This window comes from Lelliottia wanjuensis, from assembly GCF_030238365.1.
Classification (GTDB): Bacteria; Pseudomonadota; Gammaproteobacteria; order Enterobacterales; family Enterobacteriaceae; genus Enterobacter; species Enterobacter wanjuensis.
Genome location: NZ_JASSOT010000001.1, coordinates 84,244 through 107,489, shown reverse-complemented (window position 1 = coordinate 107,489; position 23,246 = coordinate 84,244). Strand labels below are relative to the sequence as shown.

The window sequence follows — 23,246 nt, the reverse complement described above, 5'->3', positions numbered from 1 at the left end:
CCTTATTGATGCCGGTTCGGGCCGCGCGCGGCGTGCCAGAAGTCGGTTAAACAGTGCCAGGTCAGTTCATCCGTGGACGAAAGCCATAAACCGGCGTCGAATAAATCGTCACCAATTCCGACTGATAACATCCCCGCCGCGTTGATCGCCGCAACCCCTGCCTGCGCATCCTCAATGCCTATCGCCTGCTCTGGGCTGACGTCTAAGCCTGCGCAGGCCGCGAGAAAGATTTCCGGATGCGGTTTTGAATGCTGAATACGCGAGGCGTCGGCGCAGAAATCAAAAGCACGGTCGATCTCCAGCGCTTTAAGGATTGCAGGCGCGTTGAGGGAGACCGACGCCAGCCCGATGCGCACGTTCGCTTCACGAATGTCTGCCAGCACCTGAGCAATCCCTGGCAGGAGTGAATCGCGGGTGAGTCCTTTAAGCGACTCGATGTAGAGCGTATTTTTGGCCTGCGCCAGTTGTACGCATTCCGCCTGGCTGTAGGCCTTTTCCTTGCCGCCGTGGCGCAAGATGCGCGCCAGGGAGTCCATCCGGCTAATCCCCTTCAGCCCGGCGTTGAACTCCTCATCGATGTGAATACCGATCTGCGCGGCGACGTGCTGCCACGCGAGAAAATGCAGATGCGCGGTATCGGTGATCACCCCATCCAGATCGAAAATGATGGCTTTAAGCATCACGGCGGCCCTCCGTGGTAGCGGTCCCAACAAAAGGTAAATCTGAACCGGCAAGATGAAGATTTTCCCCCCACAGCGTCAGCGTCACTGGCGCGGTGGAGTCGATCTTCACAGTCGCGCCTTCCACGAAAATATCAAGCCGCGCCTCACGCCATTTAAGGGAGAATCGCAGGTGCTGCCAGTGCTCAGGCAGCTTCGGTGCCAGATGCAACTCGCCGTCGATAACCTGCATCCCGGCAAAACCCTGAACCGCGCCCGACCAGATTGCCCCTGTTGCGGCGGCGTGGATCCCGTCGTCACAGCTGTGCGGATCCTCCCCCAGATCGATAGCCGCGCCTGCGCGCCAGAACTGATACGCTTGTGCAGTATCACCGCAACGGGCAGCGACGATGCCGTGGATCGCCTGGCTCAGAGAGGAGTCATGGATGGTGCGCGGTTCATAAAACGCCAGGTTCGCCGCACACTGCTCGCGGTCAAACCTCTCCGGCAGCAGATAGTTAAGCATCACCACGTCCGCCTGCTTGAGGATCTGCATCTCATTCACCTCTGCGCGCGAGTAGTCGAGCAGAATGGTTTGCTTACCGGCTTTCGCTTTGTAGCCGCTAAGATCGATGGCCGGCTTCGCCATAAAGGTGTCATCCTGCGGGATCACGCCCCGTTCGTCTGGGGACGGTAGCCACAGCCGCGCCAGGAAATCCTGAGCCGCCTGCACAAAGGCGTTATCGCGGCGCTCAAACTGCTGCATAAATTCCAGTGCGTCATGCACGTTTTGCCAGGCCATAAAATTGGTGAAGGCGTTGTTATTCACGTGCTCGGTGTATTCATCCGGGCCGATAACGTCATGGATTTCCAGTCGGCCATTGACGTTAGTCGCCCGTGAAATCCAGAACGATGCGGTTTCCATCAGCAGCGTCAGCCCTTCATGGCGCATGAATTCGCGGTCGTGCGTCGCATGCCAGTAGGCCACCACGGCCCAGGCGATATCGGCCACGATATGATGCTCGGCCAGCGCCGAGGCCACTTTCTGCCGCACGCCGGTGCGGATATTAATAGCCGCAAACTCAGGGGTTTCCTCCTGCCCTGTCGCGGCACTCTCCCAGGGGAATAGCGCGCCGGACCAGCCGTTACGCCGGGCTTTCTCACGCGCCCCGGCCAGGTTCAGCCAGCGATAACGCAGCAGGCTTCGGGCCGTTTGTGGATGAGTAAACAGGTGGAACGGCAGGAGGAAGATTTCCGTGTCCCAGAATACATGGCCTTTATAACCTTCACCGGTTAGCCCTTTCGCGGCGATGCTGCAGCGTTCGTCGTGCGCGGGCGTCATGGCCGTCAGCTGCCAGACGGCGTAATCCAGCGCCCGCTGATCCTGAGGATCGTCAGAGCAGACCTCCACGCGGCAGGTTTGCCAGATATTTTGCCAGGCCAGCGCCGTCTGCGCCCGCAGCGCATCGTAGCTCTGGGCCGCGCAGCGTTTTAGCTCGCACATCGCGTTTTTCGCAAAGTCAGCAGACGCGAGGGTTTTATCGCTGCGATGCGTGACCCAGACGATTTTCTCCAGCGTCACCGTCTCGCCTTTTTGCGCCATCAGGGCGTGGTGGCAATTCAGACGCCGGTTTTTGGCGGTGAAGCAGTTTTCACTTGCCACATTCAGCCGACAGCTCGCCGAAATCACTACTTCTGTCGCGCGATCCTGGGTGTCGTACACCCCTTGCAGATAATGCTGATCGAACACCTGAACTGAGGTTTCGTCCAGATGCTGGCGCCCGCTGTTGGTTTGCGTCGCGTCAATCCCCGTTGAGAGGCTGATATGTGCCGCATCATCCAGCGGCGTGACGGAAAATTGCAGCGCGGCTAACGGGAGTTGATCCAGCGAGACAAAGCGGCGGCTGTCGATCTGAAAGCGTTTTCCGGTGGTTGAACGCCAGACCATACGGCGCTCCAGCTCACCACAGGCAAAATCTAGCTCGCGCTGCCATGAGAGGATCTCCCCCGCCAGCAGGGTAAAAGGCTCGCCGTCGAGCTGGAGCGCAATGCCGATCACGTCGGGAAGATTGACGAGTTCGTTGGTTTCATCGCGCCCGGCACGATGATAAACGCCAGCCAGATACATCCCGCGCGTTTGCTGCGTGTAGTCTTCCTCGTGGCAGGCGCGGATCCCCATATAGCCATTGCCACACGCCATAGTGGAGGCAAATTTGTTCAGACTGTGCGGGCTGAACGCCGGGTCGGAAAGACGAGAAAGGGTCAGCATAATTCCACGCTCTCCCGTGTTTCCGCCGATTGATACAGCGCGGCCACCAGCTGCTGGACAACCAGCCCCTGCTCGGCGTCGGCAATCATCACCGGCTCGCCCATTACGTGGCGCACAAAGGCATCCATGCTGCGCAGATGGCGCTGATCGTCCGCTTCGTCCCGGCTTAAAATCGTCTGTAGTTCGCCGCCCACGTCGTCATAGATATGCGCCGGGAACAGCGTCGCACCGGCTTTTTCACCGCAAAATGAGACGTTCATGATCGACTGCTCGCGGATGTTGAGCGCAAACGAGGTATCGAGGCGCAAAATCCCGCCGTTGCAAAACTCAATAGTGCCGAAAAGCGCATCTTCGACGGTGTAGCTTTTCGGGTCCCATTCGCCAAACTGGCCGTGATGTTTCGTGGTGCCGAGCTTCTGAAAACTGTGTGCCGTGACGCGTTTTACCGCCGGAAAGCCGAGCACGTACATCGCCACGTCCAGCATATGAATACCGATATCGATCAGCGGTCCGCCGCCCTGCAGCGACTTGTTAGTGAAGGCGCCCCAGCCCGGCACGCCGCAGCGGCGCAAGGCCTGCGCGCGGGTGACATAGATCTCGCCAAAGGTGCCGTCCAGCACCGCTTCGCGCAGCAGTTGGGCGTCCAGCGCAAAACGATGGTGAAAATCGTAGGCCAGCACTTTTCCGGCTTTTCGTGCCGCCAGACGCATCTGGTCTGCCTGTTCTGGCGTCATCGCAGGCGGCTTTTCGCACATTACGTGGCAACCCGCCGCCAGCGCCGCCATCACATGTTCAAAGTGAAAACGGTTTGGCGAGCAGACGCTCACGATGTCGGGTTTAGCCTCCTGCAACATCAGCCTTAAGTCCTGATACGCCCCGGCGATGGCATGGCGTTCAGCGAACGCCTGCGCCTGATCCAGGCGGCTGTCCATGACAGCCACCATCTGCAGATCGGTTCGCGTGGCGTAGTACGAGGCATGCACTTTGTCTGCTACCTGCCCGGCGCCAATAATGGCGACGCGCAGAGGCAAAGGTGTTGAAGCACTCATCACGCTCGTCATCCTTAGCAATCGCGTAAATAGTTGAGTGAAGCCTGATAGGCTTTGGCCGGGTCTTCGGCGCGTACACGGCACTCATACACCACGTAGCCCTGATAATCATCGGCGCGGAGCTGATCAAAGAGCGCGGCGAAATCCAGCGATCCGCTGCCCGGCTGATAGCGATGGTTATCGGCGATATGGACGTGGCCCAGTCTGTCGCGGTTGGCGTGCAGCGCTTCAGTCAGTGAGTCTTCTTCGATATTCATATGGTAGAAATCGCCGATGATCTGCACGTGCTTAAGATCGTTCTCTTCGATGTAGCGACGCGCGTCCGCCAGAGTGTTGATCATGTGATCCTGATAGCGATTCAGCGGCTCAAGGTAGACGGTGGTTCCGGTGCGCGCCGCCACCTCGTCGAGCCAGCGCAGGGATGCGCTCACCGCTTTGCGATCGCCCGCCAGGCTGCGCGGAGAGGTCATCGGCGGCAGACGGAAGGTGAACATACCCCAGGCCGCTGGGACGATAATGCCCTTCCCGCCCACTTCACTTAAGGCCTCAAGAATGCGTTCGATCTGCTGTAAACCATTCAGACGACGCTCTTCGATAAAATCACCGATCCAGCCGTCGTAGCCGCCGCAGGCGGTGGTCACCGGCAGACCGGTGGCCTTGATGGCGGCTTTGACTTCCGCCAGATTGTCTACCAGCAGCTTGCCGTCGATTTCATAGCCGTCAAAACCCATCGCTTTGATGTACTGGAATTTTTCAAGAATATTGGCCGGGAAAAAGGCCTGGTTCTGCGTTGCAATTTTCATTGTTTGCTCTCCTTAGCTTAAAAAGTGACGCCCATTTTGATGCTCAGCTCCGGATGCTTATCGACGTAGGTCATATAGCTTTCGGCACTGGTTTCGAAGCTCACCACCGGATCGATCAGATCCTCGCAGTTGAGATAGCCATTCATCAGCAGTTCCCAGCAGGTCTCTTCGATGCGCTTGCGGCTCCAGCGTGGGTAGTCCGGGTTCGGCTCGCTGCAGGCGCGCGAAAAGACGATCTTCGCATTGTTGAAATGCGCTTCGCGGCCGAGGTTGAACCCTTCGGCGAAAGGTTTGGCGAATGCGACGTAGGAGATGGTGCCGCCGTACGCCAGCCCGCGCAGGGCGGATTGCAGCGCGTCGGCAAAACCGCTGGTTTCGATGATGATGTCCGCGCCCTGCTTGCCGGTGAGCTGTTTAATCTCCAGCCCCACGTCAGTCCCGATCGGGTTGAGGCAGAAATCTGCGCCGTGGCGACGGGCAATGTCGCAGCGGTGTTCGATAGGATCGACGCCAATCACAATGGATGCCCCCGCCTTTTTCGCCAGTTGAATCGCAATCTGGCCAATCGCGCCTAACCCGACGACCACGACGAAATCACCGACGCGTACGTTGGCATCGCGCACGCCGCTCATGGCGAACTGCGCCGGGTCATAGCAGACGGCGTTTTTCCATGACGCGCCCTGCGGCATTTTGCGCAGCTTATAGTTATTAACGGCGTTGACGATCACCGTCTCCTGCAGCGGGCCGTAGCAGCAGACGGAATCTCCGATCTGATACTCGCTGACGTCCGCGCCGCACTCCACGATGTCGCCGACGATCATGTTGCCGAGCTGGAATTTACCGAACTCAATCCCGCGAGCCGTACCCTCCTCGCGCGGGGTGAACATCTGCCACTCGCTATTGAACTCTTCGTCGATAAACGGGCTTGCCGCCCGGAAATCCACCACTTCGGTTCCGTGTTTTGGTGCACCAAAACGTGAGCGAATTTTGACTTCGTTGGCCGCCACCGGGCGGTCTTCATACTGGACCAGCGCGGCCACACGCGGCGCTGTCGCAACTAACTTTTTCATGCCTGACTCCTTGTTAAAAACTGGCCGCCTTAGCCCTTAACGCCACCGGCGGTTAAACCACTTTTAATGAAACGTTCAGAAAGCGCATACATGACTACCACCGGCAGTGCCGTCACCAGCGATGCCGCCATCATGCGACCCCAGATATAGTCCGGCGTACTGAACAGCGTGTTCAGCCCGACAGGTAAGGTGAAGTTGCTGGCGCTGGAGAGGAAAATCGACGCAAACAGATAGTCGTTCCAGGCCACCATGAAGCAGTAGACGAACACCGAAACCAGGCCGGAAATTGCCAGCGGCACGGTGATGCGGAAGATGATCTGCAGACGGTTGAGCCCATCCATCATCGCCGCTTCTTCGATTTCGTCCGGGATGGTGTCGAAATAGCTGCGGAGCATGAACACCGCGGTCGGCAGCGTCTGGGTCACCATGGTGATAATCAGCGCCAGTTCGGTGTCGTAAATGCCAAGCGCCGTGATGATTTTGAACAGCGGTACCACCAGCAAAATGCCCGAGAACATATAGACGCTGTAAAAGCTGGCATTGATGGTGGCGCGCCCTTTAAAGCGCAGCTTTGAGAGCGCGTAGGCGCCGAGCGTGCCCAGGAACACGGCGATCACCGAGGAACTTAATGACACCACCAGGCTGTTCCTGAAGTAGTTCACAAACGGGAAGATCAGCGGGTTAAAGATGTCGACGTAGTGCTGCACCGTCCACGCCTGCGGCAGGATTGTCGGGTGCAGCGAGATCGCCTCTTTCGCACTTTTGAACGAGGTCATCAGCATCACGAAAAACGGAAACAGCGTGACTATCAGAAACAGCGCCAGTCCGACATAAAAACCGATACGACTGAGGGTGCGTTTATTTGTTGCCATTGAGGTTTACCCTTTTTCTGGTCAGCAGAATGACGGCGAAAATAATCACAAACAGCACCACCGAAATGGCCGCCGCTTTCCCCAGGTCGTTAAAGGCAAAGGCCGTTTTGTAGAGGTAGACGCCGAGAATATCGACCTTGGTGGTGAGGAGATAAACGTCCGCGAACATGTAGAACATCCAGATGGTGCGCAGGGTGATCACCGTCGCCAGCACCGGCATGATCGCGGGAAGCGTGACGATGCGAAAACGCTGCCAGCCGTTCGCGCCGTCCATCTCTGCCGCCTCGTACAGGGATTTATCGATGGTCTGCAAAATCGCCAGGAACGAGATAAACGCATACGGGAAGTAGCGCCAGATGGCGAACAGCACCACCAGCACAAAGCTGCTGCCGGGGTTGTCAAACCACAGCGGAGCCTGGTCGTAGAGGTGCAGTAAATCCACGCCCAGATAATTCACGATGCCGTAGCCGTTGTTGAACATGTACTTCCAGGCGAAGACCAGCGAGATCGACGGCGTGACGTACGAGAGGATCACCAGCGATCGTGCTGTCTTGCGCAGGCGAAACTCGCGGTTAAAGAAGACTGCCACCGCCAGCCCCAGGCCCGTGCTGCCGATCACCACCAGCGCCGTGTACCAGAAGGTCATCCACAGGGAGTGCCAGAACGCGGTATCGCCCAGAATGCGGATGTAATTATCCAGACCGACAAACGTGGCGCTGATGCGCGGATTCAGCGGCAAGCGTAAAAAGCTGATCTCAATATTCGAAATCATCGGCCAGGCCACCAGGCCCCCCAGCAAAATCAGGCTGGGGGCCAACAGCAGCATGGCGAAAGGCAGATCGGAACGACCAGAAAACAACCTCTTCATAATTCCTTTCGCAGAGCGCCCCTATCGTTGCGAGATCAGATCGGCCAGACGTTTCTGGCTGTCACTTAAGGTGGTGTTGAGATCTTTTTTACCGACCGTTACGTTATGCACCATCGAACTGATCACCCCCGACCCCGTCACGTCGCCCATGCGGGTGAAGTTTTTATCCCCCACGGCACCAAAGACCTGCACGTTCGGGAACTGGGCGATCAGCTCATAAGGCAGCTGACCAAAGGCCTGAATGACGTTGTTGTTTTTCCAGGAGTCCGTGCCCACCACCAGTTTGTTCACCGGCAGCGCCGCCCCCGGCGACATCATTACCCAGTCGGCCGCGTTTTGTGCCTTCTCCATCCAGGTGACAAAGGTCTCTGCCGCTTTGGTCTCCTGTTCGGTTTGCCCGTTGGTGATGGTCAGCGAGGTGATCATCCCGTAAACCGCCGCGGTTTTTTCCGTCGGCACGACAAAGCCGAGATCGGCAGGATGACCGTCTTTAAACACCGCAGGAAGAATGTAGGTGGAGTAGATCGCCATCGGCGCGGAGCCGTTCATAAAGGCGTCTTTGATTTCCATCACGTCGTTTGAGCCAGGCATCGTCGTCGCTGCCAGATCGCGATAGAACGCCAGCGCCTTCGCCATCTCAGGGGTGTTAATGTCAACTTCGCCCTTCGCATTAAAGACGTTGGCACCGCCTGACAGGGCAAACTGCGAAAACGCCTGTTCGGTCATCACGCTTTCCGCCGTGGGCAAGGCGATGCCGTACTGTTTTTTCTCCGGATGGTTCAGGCTCTGGCTGGCTTTCAGCAGCTGTTCCCAGGTCGTCGGCTCCTGGATACCTGCCGCCGCCAGCGCAGATTTGTGATACCAGACGCCGGAGAGCCACGCGCTGACCGGAACGCCCGTCCACGCCTTGCCATCTTCCGTGCGCACCACGCGCAGAATGCCGTCGTAGAAGGTGTTTTCACCGACCGCGCCAATCGCGGCGCTGATGGCATCGCGATCGAGAAGCTGCTCTTTGTCCATCACTTTGGCGTAATCGTGGCTGACTTCGATGACCTCTGGCAGCGCACCGGTACGGGCCAGGGTGATCACTTTGGTGTTGTAGGCGTCCTCTTCCACCGGCACCTGTTTCACCTTGATGGACGGGTTGTCTTTCTCGAAGCGTTCAATGAGCTGCGTGATCACCGCCTGGCGCTCCTGCTCCACCGACGAGTGCATGAACTCAATGGTCACGACCTGATTATTGTCATCCCGACAGCCTGACAACAGGGCGCACGAAACCAGTGCTGATATCAGCACAATTTTGGGTATCTTCATTTTTATCGTCCTTTTAGATTTCTTTAATCCACATCACCTGCCACGGATTGAGCGTCACAGAATTTCCGCTAACAGGGGTTCCCGTGAGCAATTCCGTCCCAGACTGAATTTCCAGGAAAATAGTTTGAGCATGTTCCTGGAAATTAAATAGCGCCGTTATTCGCTCACCGTTCCCGGCGACGCGAATGATTCTAAGAACATGCTGATTCACTGCGTCATAAAATGCCTGACTGTCAGGGTGAAACGCTTTTTGCTGACGACGAATAGCAATCATTTTTGTCAGCGCCTGATAACTGTTATGTCTCAGGGTTTTATTATCTTCAAGCTGGGCATCCATTTCCCCTTCCTGATATTTCCGCCGGTTAATCGCACGGTTATATCCCAGACGTTCGACGTTATCATAATCATTACGCGAGCCAATAATGCTTTGAATATAAATTGCGGGCACGCCCGGAAAACTTAATAACACCGCGTGGGCCAACAAGAATCTCGCGAGGCGTTCGCTATCGGTACTGCTTTGGCTGCTTAACGCATCCAGATACGTGACATTGATTTCATAAGGGCTGCGCGTACCGTCCGGGTTATTTTTCCAGTTCACCAGCGCGCCTTCGTGCTGCAGCTTTTCAACCAGCGCCAGAATATCGCTCTCAGGAATAATACCGCGCACCGGATTGAGACCAATGCCGTCGTGGGATGCAAGGAAGTTAAACCAGGTGGTTTTCTCGGAAGGCAGAGTCAGCTGTTGCGCCCACTGGCACAGGGCTTCAACGTTTTGGCTGTGCACGCTGTGCAGCACCAGCGGAGGGAGCGAGAACTGATACACCATCTGCGCTTCATTGGTGCCATCGCCAAAGTAAGAGATGTTGTCTTTGTGCGGGACATTGGTTTCGGTGATGATGACCGTGCCGGGTGCCACCGCCTCGGTGATCGCGCGGAACAGCTGAATCAGACGGTGAGTTTGTTCCAGATGGATACAGGTGGTTCCTGGAACTTTCCACATAAACCCGACCGCATCGAGGCGGATATAATCGGCCCCTTCCGCCAGATAGTGCAGCAGCACATCGACCATGGCGATCAAGACCTGCGGGCTGGCGAAGTTCAGATCGATCTGGTCATCGCTGAAGGTGGTCCACAGGTGGCGCACGGTGCCATCTGCCAGGGTGAACGGCGTTAACAGCGGCAGCGCCCGCGGACGGGTGACGGCAGATAAATCTGTTTCAGGGTCGATCGCAATAAAGAAATCTTCAAAGCCAGGTTCCTGATTCAAATAGCGCTGGAACCATTCACTTTTTGCCGACATATGGTTGCAGACAAAATCAAACATCAGGTTTGTGGACTGTTTTAATTCTGCAACATCGCCCCACTCGCCTGTTTCAGGCGCGACGCGATGATAATCAATCACAGAAAAACCGTCGTCGGAAGACCAGGGGTAAAAAGGTAACAGATGAACATGGGAAAATGAGTTCGCCAGCCAGCGATTATAAAACCGCGTAAAAACCGGCAACGCTTTCTGGTGACTTTTCTGAAACTGATCGGCGTAGGTAATTAATACCACATCCTTTTCATCCCAGTTCTTTTTACGCTGGTGACTAATAATCCCTTTCGCGTGTTCAATCTTTTCTAAAAGAACCTTTAAATCCTTATCAGAAAAAGATTCCCCATAAACAAGATTAATTAAATTCGTTATTTTATCGTTCACATTGATTTCCATGGTAGCGGTCCCACGAAAGGCAATCTACTCCCCCTAAAAATTTCTGTCAACGAACCTCAGGGGAGAAAAGCGCAAATAAAAAGCGACTCTGCTCATTAATGTGAGCTGCCGCAAAGAAAGGATGAAACGGTGAAAGTGGTATTCAGAGAGGGGCTGTTGCCCTCTCTCGTCTCAAGAGAAGGCAACGAATGAGGGCAATCAGGAAAAATAACGGCGGGAAAAACGGCCTGCGACTTTCTTCAGCAGTGGCTCCAGTGCCACGGCCAGCAACATTCTGATCGGTTTACGGGCAACAGATTTCACCGCCCAACCCGCGACGCCTGCCGGGCCATAACGTAGCGCGGTCAGTAAAACGAATTTGCCTGCGATTTTGAGGCCCGGTTTCATTTTCTGACCGGCCTGCTGCCAGTTACGATTCATATTTTATTCTCTCAGTTAAAGCTGACGAAAACGGCTGCGCAGCGTGAACGTGTCGGAGGTGACGTAACGTTCCATTTCGCGCAAACGCTTCTCGCCGGAAGCCAGTTCGGCATCGACCGCGTCGAGCAAGTCGCTGCTGGTCGGTGCGTCTTCCGATGACCAGGCGCTGTCCGGCATCGGGTCGAGTACAAAGGATAAGACGATGTACGCGACAAGGGTAATGAACGCCAGTCCGAAGAAAATGGACAATACGGTGACAACCCGCACCAGCTTGACGGGTACGTCGAGATAGTGCGCCAGACCGGCACAGACACCGCGCACCATCCCCTGCTGGGGAATACGCCACAGCTTTTTATTCAGATTCAGTCCGCCCATTAATTGTCCCTCCAGTTCGGATGTTCCGCGTCCAGAATCGCTTCCAGCGACTGGATGCGTTCGCGCATTTTTTTCGCGTCATCGGTGAGCTGCAACAGACGTTGCTGTTCGCTTTGCGAGAGTTCACCGCGGGAAGAACGGTTGCTGTAGTGCAGCCATAACCAGATCGGCAGAACAAACAGCACGAAAATGGTCAGGGGAATAGCCAGAAACAGCGCACTCATAGGGTCTCCTTGTCTTACGATGCGTTGCGGCACGCAGCGGTGCCGCATTCATTATTATTGGTTGTCTTGCTTCATTTTGGCTTTCAGCACCGCAAGCTGCTCGCTGATTTCGTCATCCGCTTTCAAATCGGCAAACTGCTGATCCAGCGTTTTCTGTTTACCAAAGCTGTGGCTCTCGGCCTCGGCTTCCATATGATCGATGCGGCGTTCGAAGGATTCAAAACGCGCCATCGCTTCATCCAGTTTACCGCTATCCAGCTGACGGCGAACGTCGCGGGATGAGCTGGCGGCCTGGTGGCGCAGGGTCAGCGCCTGCTGGCGAGCACGGGTTTCGCTGAGTTTGTTTTCCAGCTCCGCAATCTCTTTTTTCATGCGGGTCAGGGTTTCATCCACCAGCGTGATTTCATGCTCCAGCGTCGCGACGATATCGGTCAGCTTCTGTTTTTCGATCAGCGCCGAACGGGCCAGATCGTCTTTCTCTTTACGCAGCGCCAGTTCGGCTTTTTCCTGCCACTCTGTCTGTTGCGCAGTGGCCTGCTCGATACGACGTGACAGCTGTTTCTTTTCAGCCAGCGCACGGGCAGAGGTGGAGCGGACTTCAACCAGCGTGTCTTCCATTTCCTGAATCATCAGACGCACCAGCTTCTGCGGGTCTTCCGCTTTCTCCAGCAGCGAGTTGATGTTGGCGTTCACGATGTCGGCAAAACGAGAAAAAATACCCATAATTCAATCCTCACATTTCTGTTATCGGGCGATGCCCTGCTGATGAGCTAATACAAATCCCGTGCCAGTTTTTTATCTTATTGATTTATATGATTGTGGTTGATTTTACGCCACGGAGAACCTACTCTCACCTGGTGAATATCGCTAACGAGTGGTTAATTTCATCATGGCTGATTACAAAGACAATTTACTGGGCGAAGCGAACTGTTTTCTTGAAGTGCTGGAGCAGGTTTCCCGCCTCGCCCCGCTCAACAAGCCGGTGCTGATTATTGGTGAACGCGGGACCGGCAAGGAGCTGATCGCCAACCGCCTGCACTATCTTTCCGGGCGATGGGACGGGCCGTTTATCTCGCTGAACTGCGCGGCGCTGAACGAAAACTTGCTGGATACTGAGCTGTTCGGCCATGAAGCGGGCGCCTTTACCGGCGCGCAAAAACGTCATCCGGGCCGTTTCGAGCGCGCCGACGGCGGGACGCTGTTCCTCGACGAACTCGCCACTGCGCCGATGCTGGTGCAGGAAAAGCTGCTCCGGGTGATCGAGTACGGCGAGCTGGAGCGCGTCGGCGGCAGTCAACCGTTACAGGTCAACGTGCGTCTGGTGTGCGCCACCAATGCCAATCTGCCGGAGATGGTGGCGGAGGAGAAATTCCGCGCGGATCTGCTCGACCGTCTGGCCTTTGACGTGGTGCAACTCCCGCCCCTGCGCGAACGCCGCAGCGATATCATGCTGCTGGCCGAACAGTTCGCCATTCAGATGTGCCGCGAGCTGGGCATGCCGCTGTTTCCCGGTTTTAGCGACTACGCCAGGGAAACGCTGCTGGACTACCGCTGGCCGGGCAATATTCGCGAGCTGAAAAACGTGGTCGAGCGATCCGTGTACCGCCACGCCAGCAGCGAAACCGAGCTGGACACCATTATTATCGATCCCTTCTATCGCGCCGCACCGACAAAACGGGAAGCGACGACGCACGCCGATACCCCTTCTCTGCCGCTCGATTTGCGCCAGTTCCAGCACAAACAGGAACAGCAGTTGCTGGAACTGAGTCTGAAAGAGGCAAAATATAACCAGAAGCAGGCTGCCGAACTGCTGGGTCTGACCTACCATCAATTAAGGGCATTGCTCAAAAAGCATCAAATGCGCTGACATTATCGGCACTTACCCGCAGACATTTTCCGAATCGGGGGTAAGTGCGATACACTTTGCAGATCGAATCTAAAAACCCTGAAAATTATGCGTCTGGTTTTATCGTCCCTGATTGCACTCGGTCTGTTTAGCCGCCTGGTCTTTGCTGCGCCCGAACAGACTGCGCTTCCTGATATTCGCGACAGTGGTTTTGTCTATTGCGTGAACGGGCAAGTCGACACCCTGAACCCACAGAAAGCAGGCAGCGGCCTGATCGTCGACACCCTCGCCGCACAGCTTTACGATCGCCTGCTTGATGTTGATCCTTATACCTATCGCCTGGTGCCGGAACTCGCCGAGAGCTGGGAAGTGCTGGACAACGGCGCGACTTACCGCTTCCACCTGCGCGACGACGTGGCGTTTCAGTCCACGCCGTGGTTCAAACCGACCCGCAAGCTGAACGCCGACGACGTGGTGTTTACTTTCCAGCGCATTTTTAACCGCAACCACCCGTGGCATAACGTCAACGGCGGCAACTTCCCCTATTTCGACAGCCTGCAGTTTGCCGACACGGTGAAAGACGTGCGCAAGCTCGACAGCCGGACGGTGGAGTTTCGCCTGACGCGCCCGGATGCCTCGTTCCTGTGGCATCTTGCGACCCACTATGCGTCGGTCATGTCGGCGGAATACGCCGATAAGCTGACGAAAGCCGATCATCAGGAGCTGCTTGACCGCCAGCCGGTGGGCACCGGTCCGTTCCAGATGGCGGAGTACCGTGCCGGGCAGTACATTCGGTTACAACGTCACGAACACTTCTGGCGCGGCACCCCGCTGATGCCGCAGGTGGTGGTCGATCTGGGCTCCGGCGGGACCGGCAGATTATCTAAACTGCTGACCGGCGAATGCGACGTGCTCGCGTGGCCGGCCGCCAGCCAGCTGACCATTCTGCGTGACGATCCGCGCTTGCGTCTGACCCTGCGCCCCGGCATGAATATCGCCTATCTGGCATTTAATACCGACAAACCGCCGCTCAACAATCCTGCCGTGCGTCATGCACTGGCGCTGGCGATCAATAACCAGCGCCTGATGCAGTCGATCTATTACGGCACGGCGGAAACGGCGGCGTCGATTCTGCCGCGTGCGTCGTGGGCGTACGACAGCGAAGCGAAAATCACCGAATACGATCCGGCGAAAGCGCGCGAACAGCTCAAAGCGCTGGGCGCGACCAACCTCACCCTGCAGCTGTGGGTCCCGACCAGTTCCCAGGCGTGGAACCCGAGTCCGTTGAAAACAGCGGAGCTGATCCAGGCCGATATGGCCCAGGTCGGCGTGAAAGTGGTGATCGTCCCCGTCGAAGGCCGCTTCCAGGAGGCGCGTCTGATGGACATGAATCATGACCTGACGCTTTCGGGCTGGTCGACGGACAGTAACGATCCCGACAGTTTCTTCCGCCCGCTGCTGAGCTGCGCCGCCATTCGTTCCCAGACCAACTACGCTCACTGGTGTAACCGTGAATTTGACACTGTGCTGCAAAAGGCGCTGTCGTCACAGCAACTGGCCTCGCGCATTGAAGCGTACGATGAAGCGCAGAACATTCTGGCCCGCGAACTGCCGGTCCTGCCGCTGGCTTCTTCCCTGCGATTGCAGGCCTATCGCTATGATATTAAAGGCCTGGTGCTGAGCCCATTCGGCAACGCCTCGTTCGCAGGCGTGTCACGTGAGAAACAGGATGAGGTGAAAAAACCATGATTATTTTTACCTTGCGGCGCCTGCTCCTGCTGGCCGTCACGCTGTTTTTCCTGACCTTTATCGGCTTTAGCCTGAGCTATTTCACGCCCCACGCCCCGCTACAGGGTTCGTCCTTCTGGGACGCGTGGCTGTTCTGGTTCAACGGCGTGCTGCACTGGGATTTTGGTGTCTCCAGCATTAACGGTCAGTTGATTTCCCAACAGCTGAAAGAGGTGTTCCCGGCGACCATGGAGCTGTGCATTCTGGCCTTTGGTTTTGCCCTGATGGTCGGTATTCCGGTGGGGATGCTGGCGGGGATCACGCGTAACAAATGGCAGGATAAGCTGATCAGCGCCCTCGCCCTGCTCGGCTTTTCGATTCCTGTGTTCTGGCTGGCGCTGCTCCTGACGCTGTTCTTCTCCCTGACGCTGGGCTGGCTGCCGGTCTCCGGGCGTTTTGATTTGCTGTACGCCGTCAAAACGGTGACGGGTTTCGCGATTATCGACGCCTGGCTTTCGGATTCCGTCTGGCGTCACGAGATGATTATCAGCACCCTGCGCCACATGGTGCTCCCGGTTCTGACGCTGGCCGTTGCGCCGACCACGGAAGTGATTCGCCTGATGCGCACCAGCACCATCGACGTATTTGACCAGAACTATGTGAAGGCCGCCGCCACGCGCGGCCTGTCGCGCCTGACGATTTTGCGTCGTCACGTGCTGCACAACGCCCTTCCGCCGGTGATCCCGCGCCTCGGGCTGCAATTCTCCACCATGCTGACCCTGGCGATGATCACCGAGATGGTGTTCAGCTGGCCGGGTCTCGGACGCTGGATGATCAACGCCATTCGTCAGCAGGACTACGCGGCGATCTCCGCCGGTGTGATGGTGATCGGCTCGCTGGTGATTATCGTGAACGTGATTTCTGACATTTTGGGTGCGATGGCCAACCCGCTGAAACATAAGGAATCGTATGCCTTACGATAGCGTATACAGGGAAAAGCGCACGCCCGGCGTAGTTCGTACCGTGTGGCGCAAATTCTACGGCGACACCGCGGCGATGATCGGTTTGTACGGCTGCGCTGGCCTGGCGCTGCTGTGTATTTTTGGCGGCTGGTTTGCTCCTTATGGGCTCGATCAGCAGTTCCTCGGCTATCAGCTGCTGCCCCCGTCGTGGTCGCGTTATGGCGAGGTTTCGTTCTTCCTCGGTACCGATGATTTAGGCCGCGATGTCCTGAGCCGTCTGTTGAGCGGCGCGGCACCGACCGTCGGCGGCGCGTTCGTGGTGACTTTTGCCGCGACCTTCTTTGGCCTGCTGCTGGGCGTGTTCGCGGGTGCCACCCACGGCCTGCGCTCGGCGGTGCTGAACCATATTCTCGATACATTGCTGTCGATTCCGTCCCTGCTGCTGGCGATTATCGTCGTCGCGTTCGCCGGGCCGCACCTGTCCCATGCGATGTTTGCCGTCTGGCTGGCGCTGCTCCCGCGCATGGTGCGTTCGGTCTACAGCATGGTGCATGACGAGCTGGAAAAAGAGTACGTGGTGGCGGCCCGTTTAGACGGCGCGACTACGCTGAATATTTTGTGGTTCGCGGTGATGCCAAACATCGCCTCGGGGCTGGTGACGGAAATCACCCGCGCCCTGTCGATGGCCATTCTCGATATTGCCGCGCTCGGTTTCCTCGATCTCGGCGCGCAGCTGCCTTCGCCTGAATGGGGTGCGATGCTCGGCGATGCGCTGGAGCTAATCTACGTTGCGCCGTGGACGGTGATGCTGCCCGGTGCTGCGATCATGGTGAGCGTGCTGCTGATCAACCTGCTGGGCGACGGGATTCGCCGCGCCATTAACGCGGGGGTGCAATAATGCCGTTACTTGATATCCGCAATCTGACCATCGAATTTAAGACCGGCGAAGGCTGGGTGAAAGCGGTCGATCGCATCAGTATTACGCTGGCCGAAGGTGAAATCCGCGGGCTGGTGGGTGAATCCGGCTCCGGTAAAAGTCTGATCGCCAAGGCGATCTGCGGCGTCGCCAAAGATAACTGGCGCGTCACCGCCGACCGTATGCGTTTCGACGATATTGACCTGCTGCGCCTGTCGCCGCGCGAGCGCCGCAAGCTGGTGGGTCACAACGTGTCGATGATCTTCCAGGAGCCGCAGTCGTGTCTCGACCCGTCGGAACGCGTCGGGAAACAGCTGATGCAGAACATCCCCGGCTGGACCTACAAAGGCCGCTGGTGGCAGCGCGTCGGCTGGCGTAAACGCCGCGCGATTGAGCTGCTGCACCGCGTCGGCATTAAAGATCACAAAGATGCGATGCGCAGCTTCCCGTACGAGCTGACGGACGGCGAGTGCCAGAAGGTGATGATCGCCATCGCGCTGGCTAATCAGCCGCGCCTGCTGATCGCCGATGAGCCGACTAACGCCATGGAGCCGACCACGCAGGCGCAGATTTTCCGCCTGCTGTCGCGCCTCAATCAGAACAACAACACCACCATTTTGCTGATCAGTCATGACCTGCAGATGCTGAGCAAATGGGCAGATAAGATCGACGTGATGTACTGCGGCCAGACGGTAGAGACAGCCATCAGCGAAGAGCTGGTGAACACGCCGCATCATCCCTATACCCAGGCGCTGATCCGCGCGATCCCCGATTTTGGCAGCGCGATGCCGCATAAAAGCCGCCTGAATACCCTGCCGGGAGCGATTCCTCTGCTGGAGTCGCTGCCGATTGGCTGTCGACTGGGGCCACGTTGCCCTTACGCCCAGCGCGAATGCATTGAAACGCCACGTCTGACCGGCGCGAAAAATCATCTGTACGCCTGTCATTTCCCGCTGAACATGGAGAGAGAGTAAATGGTCGAAACGTTGCTGGAAGTTCGCAACCTGAGTAAGACCTTCCGCTATCGCACGGGGCTGTTTCATCGCCAGACCGTCGAAGCGGTGAAGCCTCTCAGCTTTACCCTGCGCGAGAAACAGACGCTGGCGATTATCGGCGAGAACGGTTCGGGGAAATCCACGCTGGCGAAGATGCTGGCGGGGATGGTCGAGCCGACGGCGGGCGATGTGCTGATTGACGACCATTTTCTGTCATTTGGTGACTATTCGTTCCGCAGCCAGCGCATTCGTATGATTTTCCAGGACCCGTCAACGTCGCTTAACCCGCGTCAGCGCATCTCGCAGATTCTGGATTTCCCGCTGCGCCTGAATACAGATCTGGAGCCGGAAGAGCGGCGTAAACGCGTGATCGAAACGCTGCGCCTGGTCGGCCTGCTGCCCGATCACGTCAGCTATTATCCGCACATGCTCGCCCCCGGCCAGAAGCAGCGTCTGGGGCTGGCGCGCGCACTGATCCTGCGCCCGAAGGTGATTATCGCCGACGAAGCGCTGGCGTCGCTGGATATGTCGATGCGCTCCCAGCTGATCAACCTGATGCTGGAGCTGCAGGAGAAACAGGGCATTTCGTATATCTACGTGACCCAGCATCTCGGGATGATGAAACACATCAGCGATCAGGTGCTGGTGATGCATCAGGGGGAAGTGGTCGAGCGTGGAAGCACCGCCGACGTGCTGGCCTCCCCGCTGCACGACCTGACCAAACGGCTAATTGCCGGGCATTTTGGTGAGGCGCTGACGGCAGATGCGTGGCGAAAGGATAAATGACAGCTTTACTATAAAGTGGTCGGATTAACTCTGAACGCGACACGTGATATTATCGCCGCGTTTTAACGACGATCGCCACAATGAGAGGGCGTTCGCCATAACAATGAATATAAGGATCTAAGCTATGGGTTTTCTTTCCGGTAAGCGCATTCTGGTGACTGGCGTCGCCAGCAAACTGTCCATCGCCTACGGCATCGCACAGGCTATGCACCGCGAAGGCGCTGAGCTGGCGTTCACCTACCAGAACGACAAGCTGAAAGGCCGTGTTGAAGAGTTCGCCGCGCAGCTGGGTTCCAGCATCATTCTGGAATGTGACGTTGCTCAGGACGAAAGCATTGACGGCATGTTCGCTGAACTGGCAAAAGTTTGGCCGAAATTCGACGGCTTCGTGCACTCCATCGGTTTCGCACCGGGCGATCAGTTGGACGGCGACTACGTGAACGCGGTAACCCGTGAAGGCTTCAAAATCGCTCACGACATCAGCTCTTACAGCTTCGTGGCGATGGCTAAATCCTGCCGCACCATGCTGAACCCGGGCTCTGCGTTGCTGACCCTGTCTTACCTGGGCGCTGAGCGTGCGATCCCTAACTACAACGTGATGGGTCTGGCGAAAGCTTCTCTGGAAGCTAACGTGCGCTACATGGCGAACGCGATGGGTCCTGAAGGCGTGCGTGTTAACGGTATCTCTGCTGGCCCAATCCGTACGCTGGCCGCTTCCGGTATCAAAGACTTCCGTAAAATGCTGGCGCATTGCGAAGCCGTTACCCCGATTCGTCGCACCGTGACCATCGAAGACGTGGGTAACTCTGCAGCATTCCTGTGCTCTGACCTCTCTGCTGGCATCTCCGGCGAAGTGGTTCACGTTGACGGCGGTTTCAACATCGCGGCAATGAACGAGCTGGAAATCAAATAAGCTGTTTGACTCTCTTCCCTCGCGGGAAGAGAGTTTCTCCCCCCGCCAAATCCTTCCGTTATTCCGTTCCGCTATTTGTTATCACCTAACAATATTTTTCGCACTGATAGCCATGCGCCAGGATATTGATCGCCATTTGAGATCAAGGAACGCACATGGAACAACGCCGTTTTTCCGGCAAAGGCCACTGGTATCACGAAACCCAGACAAATCACTGTCCGGATGATGTTCTGCCGCTGGTTCCCGAGGCCGCGCATGTCGAGGATCGTTTTTTGCTCGATTTAGCCCTGCCTGTAGAGATTGTTACCCCGTGTGAAAGCTGGCTAAATCCGGCCCGGGCGTTGTGTCACCTGCTGTTTCCGCTGCAAGTCCCGGTGAATCGTCTGCATACCCTTAGCGCCTACGACCGGCTAAGCACCGCGCTCACGGTGGCGCAGGCGTGCGGCGTTCAGCGCCTCTGTAACCATTACGCCGCCCTGCTCGCCCCGCTTCCCGGCCCCGACTCCTCACGTGAAAGTAATCAGCGCCTCGCCCAAATCACCCAGTACGCCCGCCAGCTGGCCAGTTCACCGGATATTATCGACCGCAAAGCGCAGCTGCAGCTGGATGAAGTCGGCCTGACGACGTTCGACATGATTGTGATGAATCAGATTATTGGTTTTGTCGGCTTCCAGGCGCGCGTGGTGGCCGCATTCCAGGCGTTGCTCGGCCATCCCGTTCGCTGGCTGCCGGGGCACCACATTCCGCCGCATGCGGCCCTCAATGAAATCAATATGAGCGAGTGGGAGCCGATCTTCCCGGGCGTTGAACTGCGCTATGCCACAGCTGCGCAGCTGGAGTCCCTCTCGCGCTGGCAGACCGAGCCTCTGCTGCGCGACCTGACGCCGGTGCTGTGTCACGAATCTACCCTCCTCGACCTGACCGGCGAGATCCTGACAAGTGGTATTCAGCAGGCGAATCTCCGCTATGCGACATATGCGTCTGTCTCTGGGGCGACCGAGCTGCTGGCCCGCTCTCCTGACCGGTTCAGCGCGGCGCAGTTTACCCCGCTTATCGATGAAGGTATCCCTGCCGTTGAAGCGATTAACCTGTTGTCCTGGGAGGCTTTTTATGGCTGGCTCAGTCGCCTTAAAATTGCCTTAAATAAGGGCGAATAACCTGACGCAACCCCTAAATAGGCTTGCTGTCACAGTGAGATTCGCGTAAAACTGTCAGCCGCTCAATGGCCACGAAAATAGAACACTATGCTTCAGGACAACCCGCTGCTAGCGCAGCTTAAACAGCAATTGCATTCCCAGACGCCACGTGCGGAAGGGGTGGTAAAAGCCACGGAAAAGGGCTTTGGCTTCCTGGAAGTCGATGCACAGAAAAGCTACTTCATTCCGCCTCCGCAGATGAAGAAAGTGATGCACGGCGATCGTGTTACGGCAGTGATTCACACCGAGAAAGATCGTGAATCCGCCGAGCCAGAAGAATTGATCGAACCTTTCCTGACCCGTTTTGTGGGCAAAGTGCATCGTAAAGACGACCGTCTTTCCATTGTGCCGGACCATCCTCTGCTGAAAGAGGCCATCCCTTGCCGCGCAGAACGCGGCGTTGAACATGATTTCAAAGAAGGCGACTGGGCGGTTGCGCAAATGCGTCGCCATCCGCTGAAAGGCGATCGCGGTTTCTACGCCGAACTCACTCATTTCATCACCTACGGCGACGACCATTTCGTGCCGTGGTGGGTCACCCTCGCCCGTCATAATCTGGAAAAAGAGGCACCAAACGGTGTCGCGACAGAGATGATGGATGAAGGTCTGGCGCGTCGCGATTTGACCGCCCTGCACTTCGTGACCATCGACAGCGCCAGCACCCAGGATATGGATGATGCGCTGTACGTTGAAGAAGGCAGCGACAACAAACTCCATCTGACCGTTGCGATTGCCGATCCGACAGCCTGGATTGCCGAAGGCAGCAAGCTCGACGATTCCGCGAAAATTCGCGCGTTCACCAACTATCTGCCGGGCTTTAACATCCCGATGCTGCCACGTGAACTCTCCGACGACCTTTGCTCTCTGCGTCCTAACGAAGTGCGCCCGGTGCTGGCGTGCCGTATGACCGTTGCGGCTGATGGCACCATCGAAGACGATATCGAATTCTTCGCCGCCACCATCGAGTCGAAAGCGAAGCTGGCGTACGACGATGTCTCTGACTGGCTGGAAAACACCGGCAGCTGGAAACCGGAAAACGAGGCGATTGCCCAGCAGATGACTCTGCTGCAGCGCCTGTGCCTGAGCCGCGGCGAATGGCGTAAAACCCACGCGCTGGTGTTCAAAGATCGTCCGGACTACCGCTTTGTGCTCGGTGAAAAAGGCGAAGTGCTGGATATCGTTGCCGAACCGCGCCGCATCGCCAACCGCATCGTTGAAGAGTCGATGATTGCCGCTAACATTTGCGCCGCCCGCGTGCTGCGCGACAAACTCGGCTTCGGCATTTACAACGTCCACACGGGTTTTGATCCGGCGAACACCGAAGCGCTGGCCGCCCTGCTGAAAACGCATGACGTCCACGTGGATCCGCAGGAAGTGCTGACGCTGAACGGCTTCTGCAAACTGCGCCGTGAGCTGGACGCACAGCCGTCTGGTTTCCTCGACAGCCGTATTCGTCGCTTCCAGTCCTTCGCTGAAATCAGCACCGAACCGGGCCCGCACTTTGGTCTGGGTCTTGAGGCCTATGCGACCTGGACCTCACCGATTCGTAAGTACGGCGACATGGTGAACCATCGTCTGCTGAAAGCGATCATCAAAGGTGAAACCATCGCTCGTCCGCAGGAAGAGACCACCGTGCAGATGGCGGAGCGTCGTCGCCTGAACCGTATGGCGGAACGCGATGTTGGCGACTGGCTGTATGCCCGTTTCCTGAATGACAAAGCCGGAACGGAGACCCGTTTCGCCGCCGAGATCATTGACGTGAGCCGCGGCGGGATGCGCGTACGTCTGGTGGACAATGGCGCGGTTGCCTTTATTCCTGCGCCGTTCCTGCATGCGGTTCGCGATGAGCTGACCTGCAGCCAGGAAAATGGTGCCGTGCAGATCAAAGGTGAAACGGTTTATAAAGTCACGGATGTGATTGATGTGAACATCGCCGAAGTTCGCATGGAAACCCGCAGTATTATCGCGCGCCCTGTCGCCTGATAAGCTTTAAACATGTCGGCGGTTTCTTTTTGAGGAACGCCGACATTTTTCCTCCGCTGATAAACCGCATATTCATCACTTTTTCTTAATATTTTCCGCTGACTCCCCACAAAAACCATCACCATTATCTACAGTAAAAGAAGCCCGTCATCTTTGGTTACGGGAATTTTTATCCACATGTATCCTTTTTGGCTCTTCTCGTTTTAATATAAGAATTCAGGGAAAAACAATAAGTTCACTTCGATAAAGCCGCTGCGATGCATCGGTAAAATCGAATGAAAATGCAT

General features: G+C 56.8%; 22 protein-coding genes. 9 read left to right on the top strand and 13 right to left on the bottom strand.

The window, feature by feature from the left end; genetic code table 11:
• Positions 1-2: 2 nt before the first annotated feature.
• The 13 genes from pgmB to pspA form a co-directional block, all read right to left on the bottom strand.
• On the bottom strand, positions 3-680 hold the full coding sequence (gene pgmB / locus QQF33_RS00550) for a beta-phosphoglucomutase (RefSeq protein WP_390888454.1): 678 nt from the start codon (positions 678-680) through the stop codon (positions 3-5).
• Positions 673-2,928 carry a glycoside hydrolase family 65 protein gene (locus QQF33_RS00545; RefSeq protein WP_285157183.1) on the bottom strand — a complete coding sequence of 752 codons (2,256 nt, stop codon included), beginning with the start codon at positions 2,926-2,928 and terminating at the stop codon, positions 673-675. Before QQF33_RS00545 ends, pgmB begins: the two co-directional genes overlap by 8 nt.
• Positions 2,922-3,980 carry a Gfo/Idh/MocA family protein gene (locus QQF33_RS00540; RefSeq protein ID WP_285157182.1) on the bottom strand — a complete coding sequence of 353 codons (1,059 nt, stop codon included), beginning with the start codon at positions 3,978-3,980 and terminating at the stop codon, positions 2,922-2,924. Before QQF33_RS00540 ends, QQF33_RS00545 begins: the two co-directional genes overlap by 7 nt.
• 11 nt (positions 3,981-3,991) lie before the next feature.
• Positions 3,992-4,780: a sugar phosphate isomerase/epimerase family protein gene (locus tag QQF33_RS00535; protein ID WP_285157181.1), complete on the bottom strand. Its 789-nt coding sequence runs from the start codon at positions 4,778-4,780 to the stop codon at positions 3,992-3,994.
• Positions 4,781-4,797: 17 nt separating this feature from the next.
• Entirely contained in the window at positions 4,798-5,850 is a 1,053-nt protein-coding gene (locus QQF33_RS00530; protein ID WP_285157180.1) for a zinc-dependent alcohol dehydrogenase, read from the bottom strand.
• Between the two features lie 29 nt (positions 5,851-5,879).
• On the bottom strand, positions 5,880-6,722 hold the full coding sequence (locus QQF33_RS00525; RefSeq protein WP_285157179.1) for a carbohydrate ABC transporter permease: 843 nt from the start codon (positions 6,720-6,722) through the stop codon (positions 5,880-5,882).
• Complete coding sequence (locus QQF33_RS00520; RefSeq protein ID WP_285146380.1) at positions 6,709-7,590, bottom strand: carbohydrate ABC transporter permease; 882 nt, start codon at positions 7,588-7,590, stop codon at positions 6,709-6,711. The genes QQF33_RS00525 and QQF33_RS00520 overlap by 14 nt, the downstream gene beginning before the upstream one ends.
• 21 nt (positions 7,591-7,611) lie before the next feature.
• Positions 7,612-8,904 carry an ABC transporter substrate-binding protein gene (locus QQF33_RS00515; protein ID WP_285157178.1) on the bottom strand — a complete coding sequence of 431 codons (1,293 nt, stop codon included), beginning with the start codon at positions 8,902-8,904 and terminating at the stop codon, positions 7,612-7,614.
• A 13-nt stretch (positions 8,905-8,917) separates the two neighbouring features.
• Positions 8,918-10,615 carry a sugar phosphorylase gene (locus tag QQF33_RS00510; protein WP_285157177.1) on the bottom strand — a complete coding sequence of 566 codons (1,698 nt, stop codon included), beginning with the start codon at positions 10,613-10,615 and terminating at the stop codon, positions 8,918-8,920.
• Positions 10,616-10,813: 198 nt separating this feature from the next.
• Complete coding sequence (gene pspD / locus QQF33_RS00505) at positions 10,814-11,035, bottom strand: phage shock protein PspD (RefSeq protein ID WP_100779994.1); 222 nt, start codon at positions 11,033-11,035, stop codon at positions 10,814-10,816.
• Positions 11,036-11,050: 15 nt separating this feature from the next.
• A complete protein-coding gene (gene pspC / locus QQF33_RS00500; RefSeq protein ID WP_282495299.1) occupies positions 11,051-11,410 on the bottom strand; it encodes an envelope stress response membrane protein PspC in 360 nt (119 codons plus the stop codon).
• Positions 11,410-11,634 (bottom strand): envelope stress response membrane protein PspB, encoded by a 225-nt coding sequence (gene pspB, locus QQF33_RS00495; RefSeq protein ID WP_095282195.1) that lies wholly within the window; start codon positions 11,632-11,634, stop codon positions 11,410-11,412. The genes pspC and pspB overlap by 1 nt, the downstream gene beginning before the upstream one ends.
• 54 nt (positions 11,635-11,688) lie before the next feature.
• The gene (pspA, locus tag QQF33_RS00490; protein ID WP_285146377.1) at positions 11,689-12,357 is read right to left on the bottom strand and encodes a phage shock protein PspA; all 669 of its coding nucleotides are present in this window, start codon (positions 12,355-12,357) and stop codon (positions 11,689-11,691) included.
• Positions 12,358-12,523: 166 nt separating this feature from the next.
• Here pspA and pspF point away from each other — a divergent pair, with 166 nt between their 5' ends.
• From pspF to QQF33_RS00445, 9 genes are all read left to right on the top strand, one after another.
• Complete coding sequence (gene pspF, locus QQF33_RS00485; RefSeq protein WP_285157176.1) at positions 12,524-13,501, top strand: phage shock protein operon transcriptional activator; 978 nt, start codon at positions 12,524-12,526, stop codon at positions 13,499-13,501.
• A gap of 87 nt (positions 13,502-13,588) precedes the next feature.
• Positions 13,589-15,229 carry an ABC transporter substrate-binding protein SapA gene (gene sapA, locus QQF33_RS00480; protein WP_282495302.1) on the top strand — a complete coding sequence of 547 codons (1,641 nt, stop codon included), beginning with the start codon at positions 13,589-13,591 and terminating at the stop codon, positions 15,227-15,229.
• Positions 15,226-16,191 carry a putrescine export ABC transporter permease SapB gene (gene sapB / locus QQF33_RS00475; RefSeq protein WP_285146375.1) on the top strand — a complete coding sequence of 322 codons (966 nt, stop codon included), beginning with the start codon at positions 15,226-15,228 and terminating at the stop codon, positions 16,189-16,191. The genes sapA and sapB overlap by 4 nt, the downstream gene beginning before the upstream one ends.
• Complete coding sequence (gene sapC, locus QQF33_RS00470; RefSeq protein ID WP_282495304.1) at positions 16,178-17,068, top strand: putrescine export ABC transporter permease SapC; 891 nt, start codon at positions 16,178-16,180, stop codon at positions 17,066-17,068. The genes sapB and sapC overlap by 14 nt, the downstream gene beginning before the upstream one ends.
• The gene (gene sapD, locus QQF33_RS00465) at positions 17,068-18,060 is read left to right on the top strand and encodes a putrescine export ABC transporter ATP-binding protein SapD (protein ID WP_095282201.1); all 993 of its coding nucleotides are present in this window, start codon (positions 17,068-17,070) and stop codon (positions 18,058-18,060) included. The genes sapC and sapD overlap by 1 nt, the downstream gene beginning before the upstream one ends.
• Complete coding sequence (gene sapF, locus QQF33_RS00460) at positions 18,061-18,867, top strand: putrescine export ABC transporter ATP-binding protein SapF (RefSeq protein WP_282495305.1); 807 nt, start codon at positions 18,061-18,063, stop codon at positions 18,865-18,867.
• Between the two features lie 124 nt (positions 18,868-18,991).
• Complete coding sequence (gene fabI / locus QQF33_RS00455; RefSeq protein ID WP_282495306.1) at positions 18,992-19,780, top strand: enoyl-ACP reductase FabI; 789 nt, start codon at positions 18,992-18,994, stop codon at positions 19,778-19,780.
• Between the two features lie 155 nt (positions 19,781-19,935).
• Positions 19,936-20,937 (top strand): CMD domain-containing protein, encoded by a 1,002-nt coding sequence (locus tag QQF33_RS00450; protein ID WP_285157175.1) that lies wholly within the window; start codon positions 19,936-19,938, stop codon positions 20,935-20,937.
• Positions 20,938-21,024: 87 nt separating this feature from the next.
• A complete protein-coding gene (locus QQF33_RS00445) occupies positions 21,025-22,959 on the top strand; it encodes an exoribonuclease II (RefSeq protein WP_285157174.1) in 1,935 nt (644 codons plus the stop codon).
• Positions 22,960-23,246 lie beyond the last annotated feature (287 nt).

Excerpts from the sequence above, each read along its gene's own strand:
- QQF33_RS00445 (WP_285157174.1), top strand. The coding sequence starts at position 21,025 with ATGCTTCAGGACAACCCGCTGCTAGCGCAGCTTAAACAGCAATTGCAT.
- QQF33_RS00515 (WP_285157178.1), bottom strand. The coding sequence starts at position 8,904 with ATGAAGATACCCAAAATTGTGCTGATATCAGCACTGGTTTCGTGCGCC.
- sapD (WP_095282201.1), top strand. The coding sequence starts at position 17,068 with ATGCCGTTACTTGATATCCGCAATCTGACCATCGAATTTAAGACCGGC.
- fabI (WP_282495306.1), top strand. The coding sequence starts at position 18,992 with ATGGGTTTTCTTTCCGGTAAGCGCATTCTGGTGACTGGCGTCGCCAGC.
- pspF (WP_285157176.1), top strand. The coding sequence starts at position 12,524 with ATGGCTGATTACAAAGACAATTTACTGGGCGAAGCGAACTGTTTTCTT.
- QQF33_RS00535 (WP_285157181.1), bottom strand. The coding sequence starts at position 4,780 with ATGAAAATTGCAACGCAGAACCAGGCCTTTTTCCCGGCCAATATTCTT.
- pspA (WP_285146377.1), bottom strand. The coding sequence starts at position 12,357 with ATGGGTATTTTTTCTCGTTTTGCCGACATCGTGAACGCCAACATCAAC.
- pspD (WP_100779994.1), bottom strand. The coding sequence starts at position 11,035 with ATGAATCGTAACTGGCAGCAGGCCGGTCAGAAAATGAAACCGGGCCTC.
- pspB (WP_095282195.1), bottom strand. The coding sequence starts at position 11,634 with ATGAGTGCGCTGTTTCTGGCTATTCCCCTGACCATTTTCGTGCTGTTT.
- sapA (WP_282495302.1), top strand. The coding sequence starts at position 13,589 with ATGCGTCTGGTTTTATCGTCCCTGATTGCACTCGGTCTGTTTAGCCGC.
- pgmB (WP_390888454.1), bottom strand. The coding sequence starts at position 680 with ATGCTTAAAGCCATCATTTTCGATCTGGATGGGGTGATCACCGATACC.
- QQF33_RS00530 (WP_285157180.1), bottom strand. The coding sequence starts at position 5,850 with ATGAAAAAGTTAGTTGCGACAGCGCCGCGTGTGGCCGCGCTGGTCCAG.
- pspC (WP_282495299.1), bottom strand. The coding sequence starts at position 11,410 with ATGGGCGGACTGAATCTGAATAAAAAGCTGTGGCGTATTCCCCAGCAG.
- sapF (WP_282495305.1), top strand. The coding sequence starts at position 18,061 with ATGGTCGAAACGTTGCTGGAAGTTCGCAACCTGAGTAAGACCTTCCGC.
- QQF33_RS00525 (WP_285157179.1), bottom strand. The coding sequence starts at position 6,722 with ATGGCAACAAATAAACGCACCCTCAGTCGTATCGGTTTTTATGTCGGA.
- QQF33_RS00450 (WP_285157175.1), top strand. The coding sequence starts at position 19,936 with ATGGAACAACGCCGTTTTTCCGGCAAAGGCCACTGGTATCACGAAACC.
- QQF33_RS00510 (WP_285157177.1), bottom strand. The coding sequence starts at position 10,615 with ATGGAAATCAATGTGAACGATAAAATAACGAATTTAATTAATCTTGTT.
- QQF33_RS00520 (WP_285146380.1), bottom strand. The coding sequence starts at position 7,590 with ATGAAGAGGTTGTTTTCTGGTCGTTCCGATCTGCCTTTCGCCATGCTG.
- sapB (WP_285146375.1), top strand. The coding sequence starts at position 15,226 with ATGATTATTTTTACCTTGCGGCGCCTGCTCCTGCTGGCCGTCACGCTG.
- sapC (WP_282495304.1), top strand. The coding sequence starts at position 16,178 with ATGCCTTACGATAGCGTATACAGGGAAAAGCGCACGCCCGGCGTAGTT.
- QQF33_RS00545 (WP_285157183.1), bottom strand. The coding sequence starts at position 2,928 with ATGCTGACCCTTTCTCGTCTTTCCGACCCGGCGTTCAGCCCGCACAGT.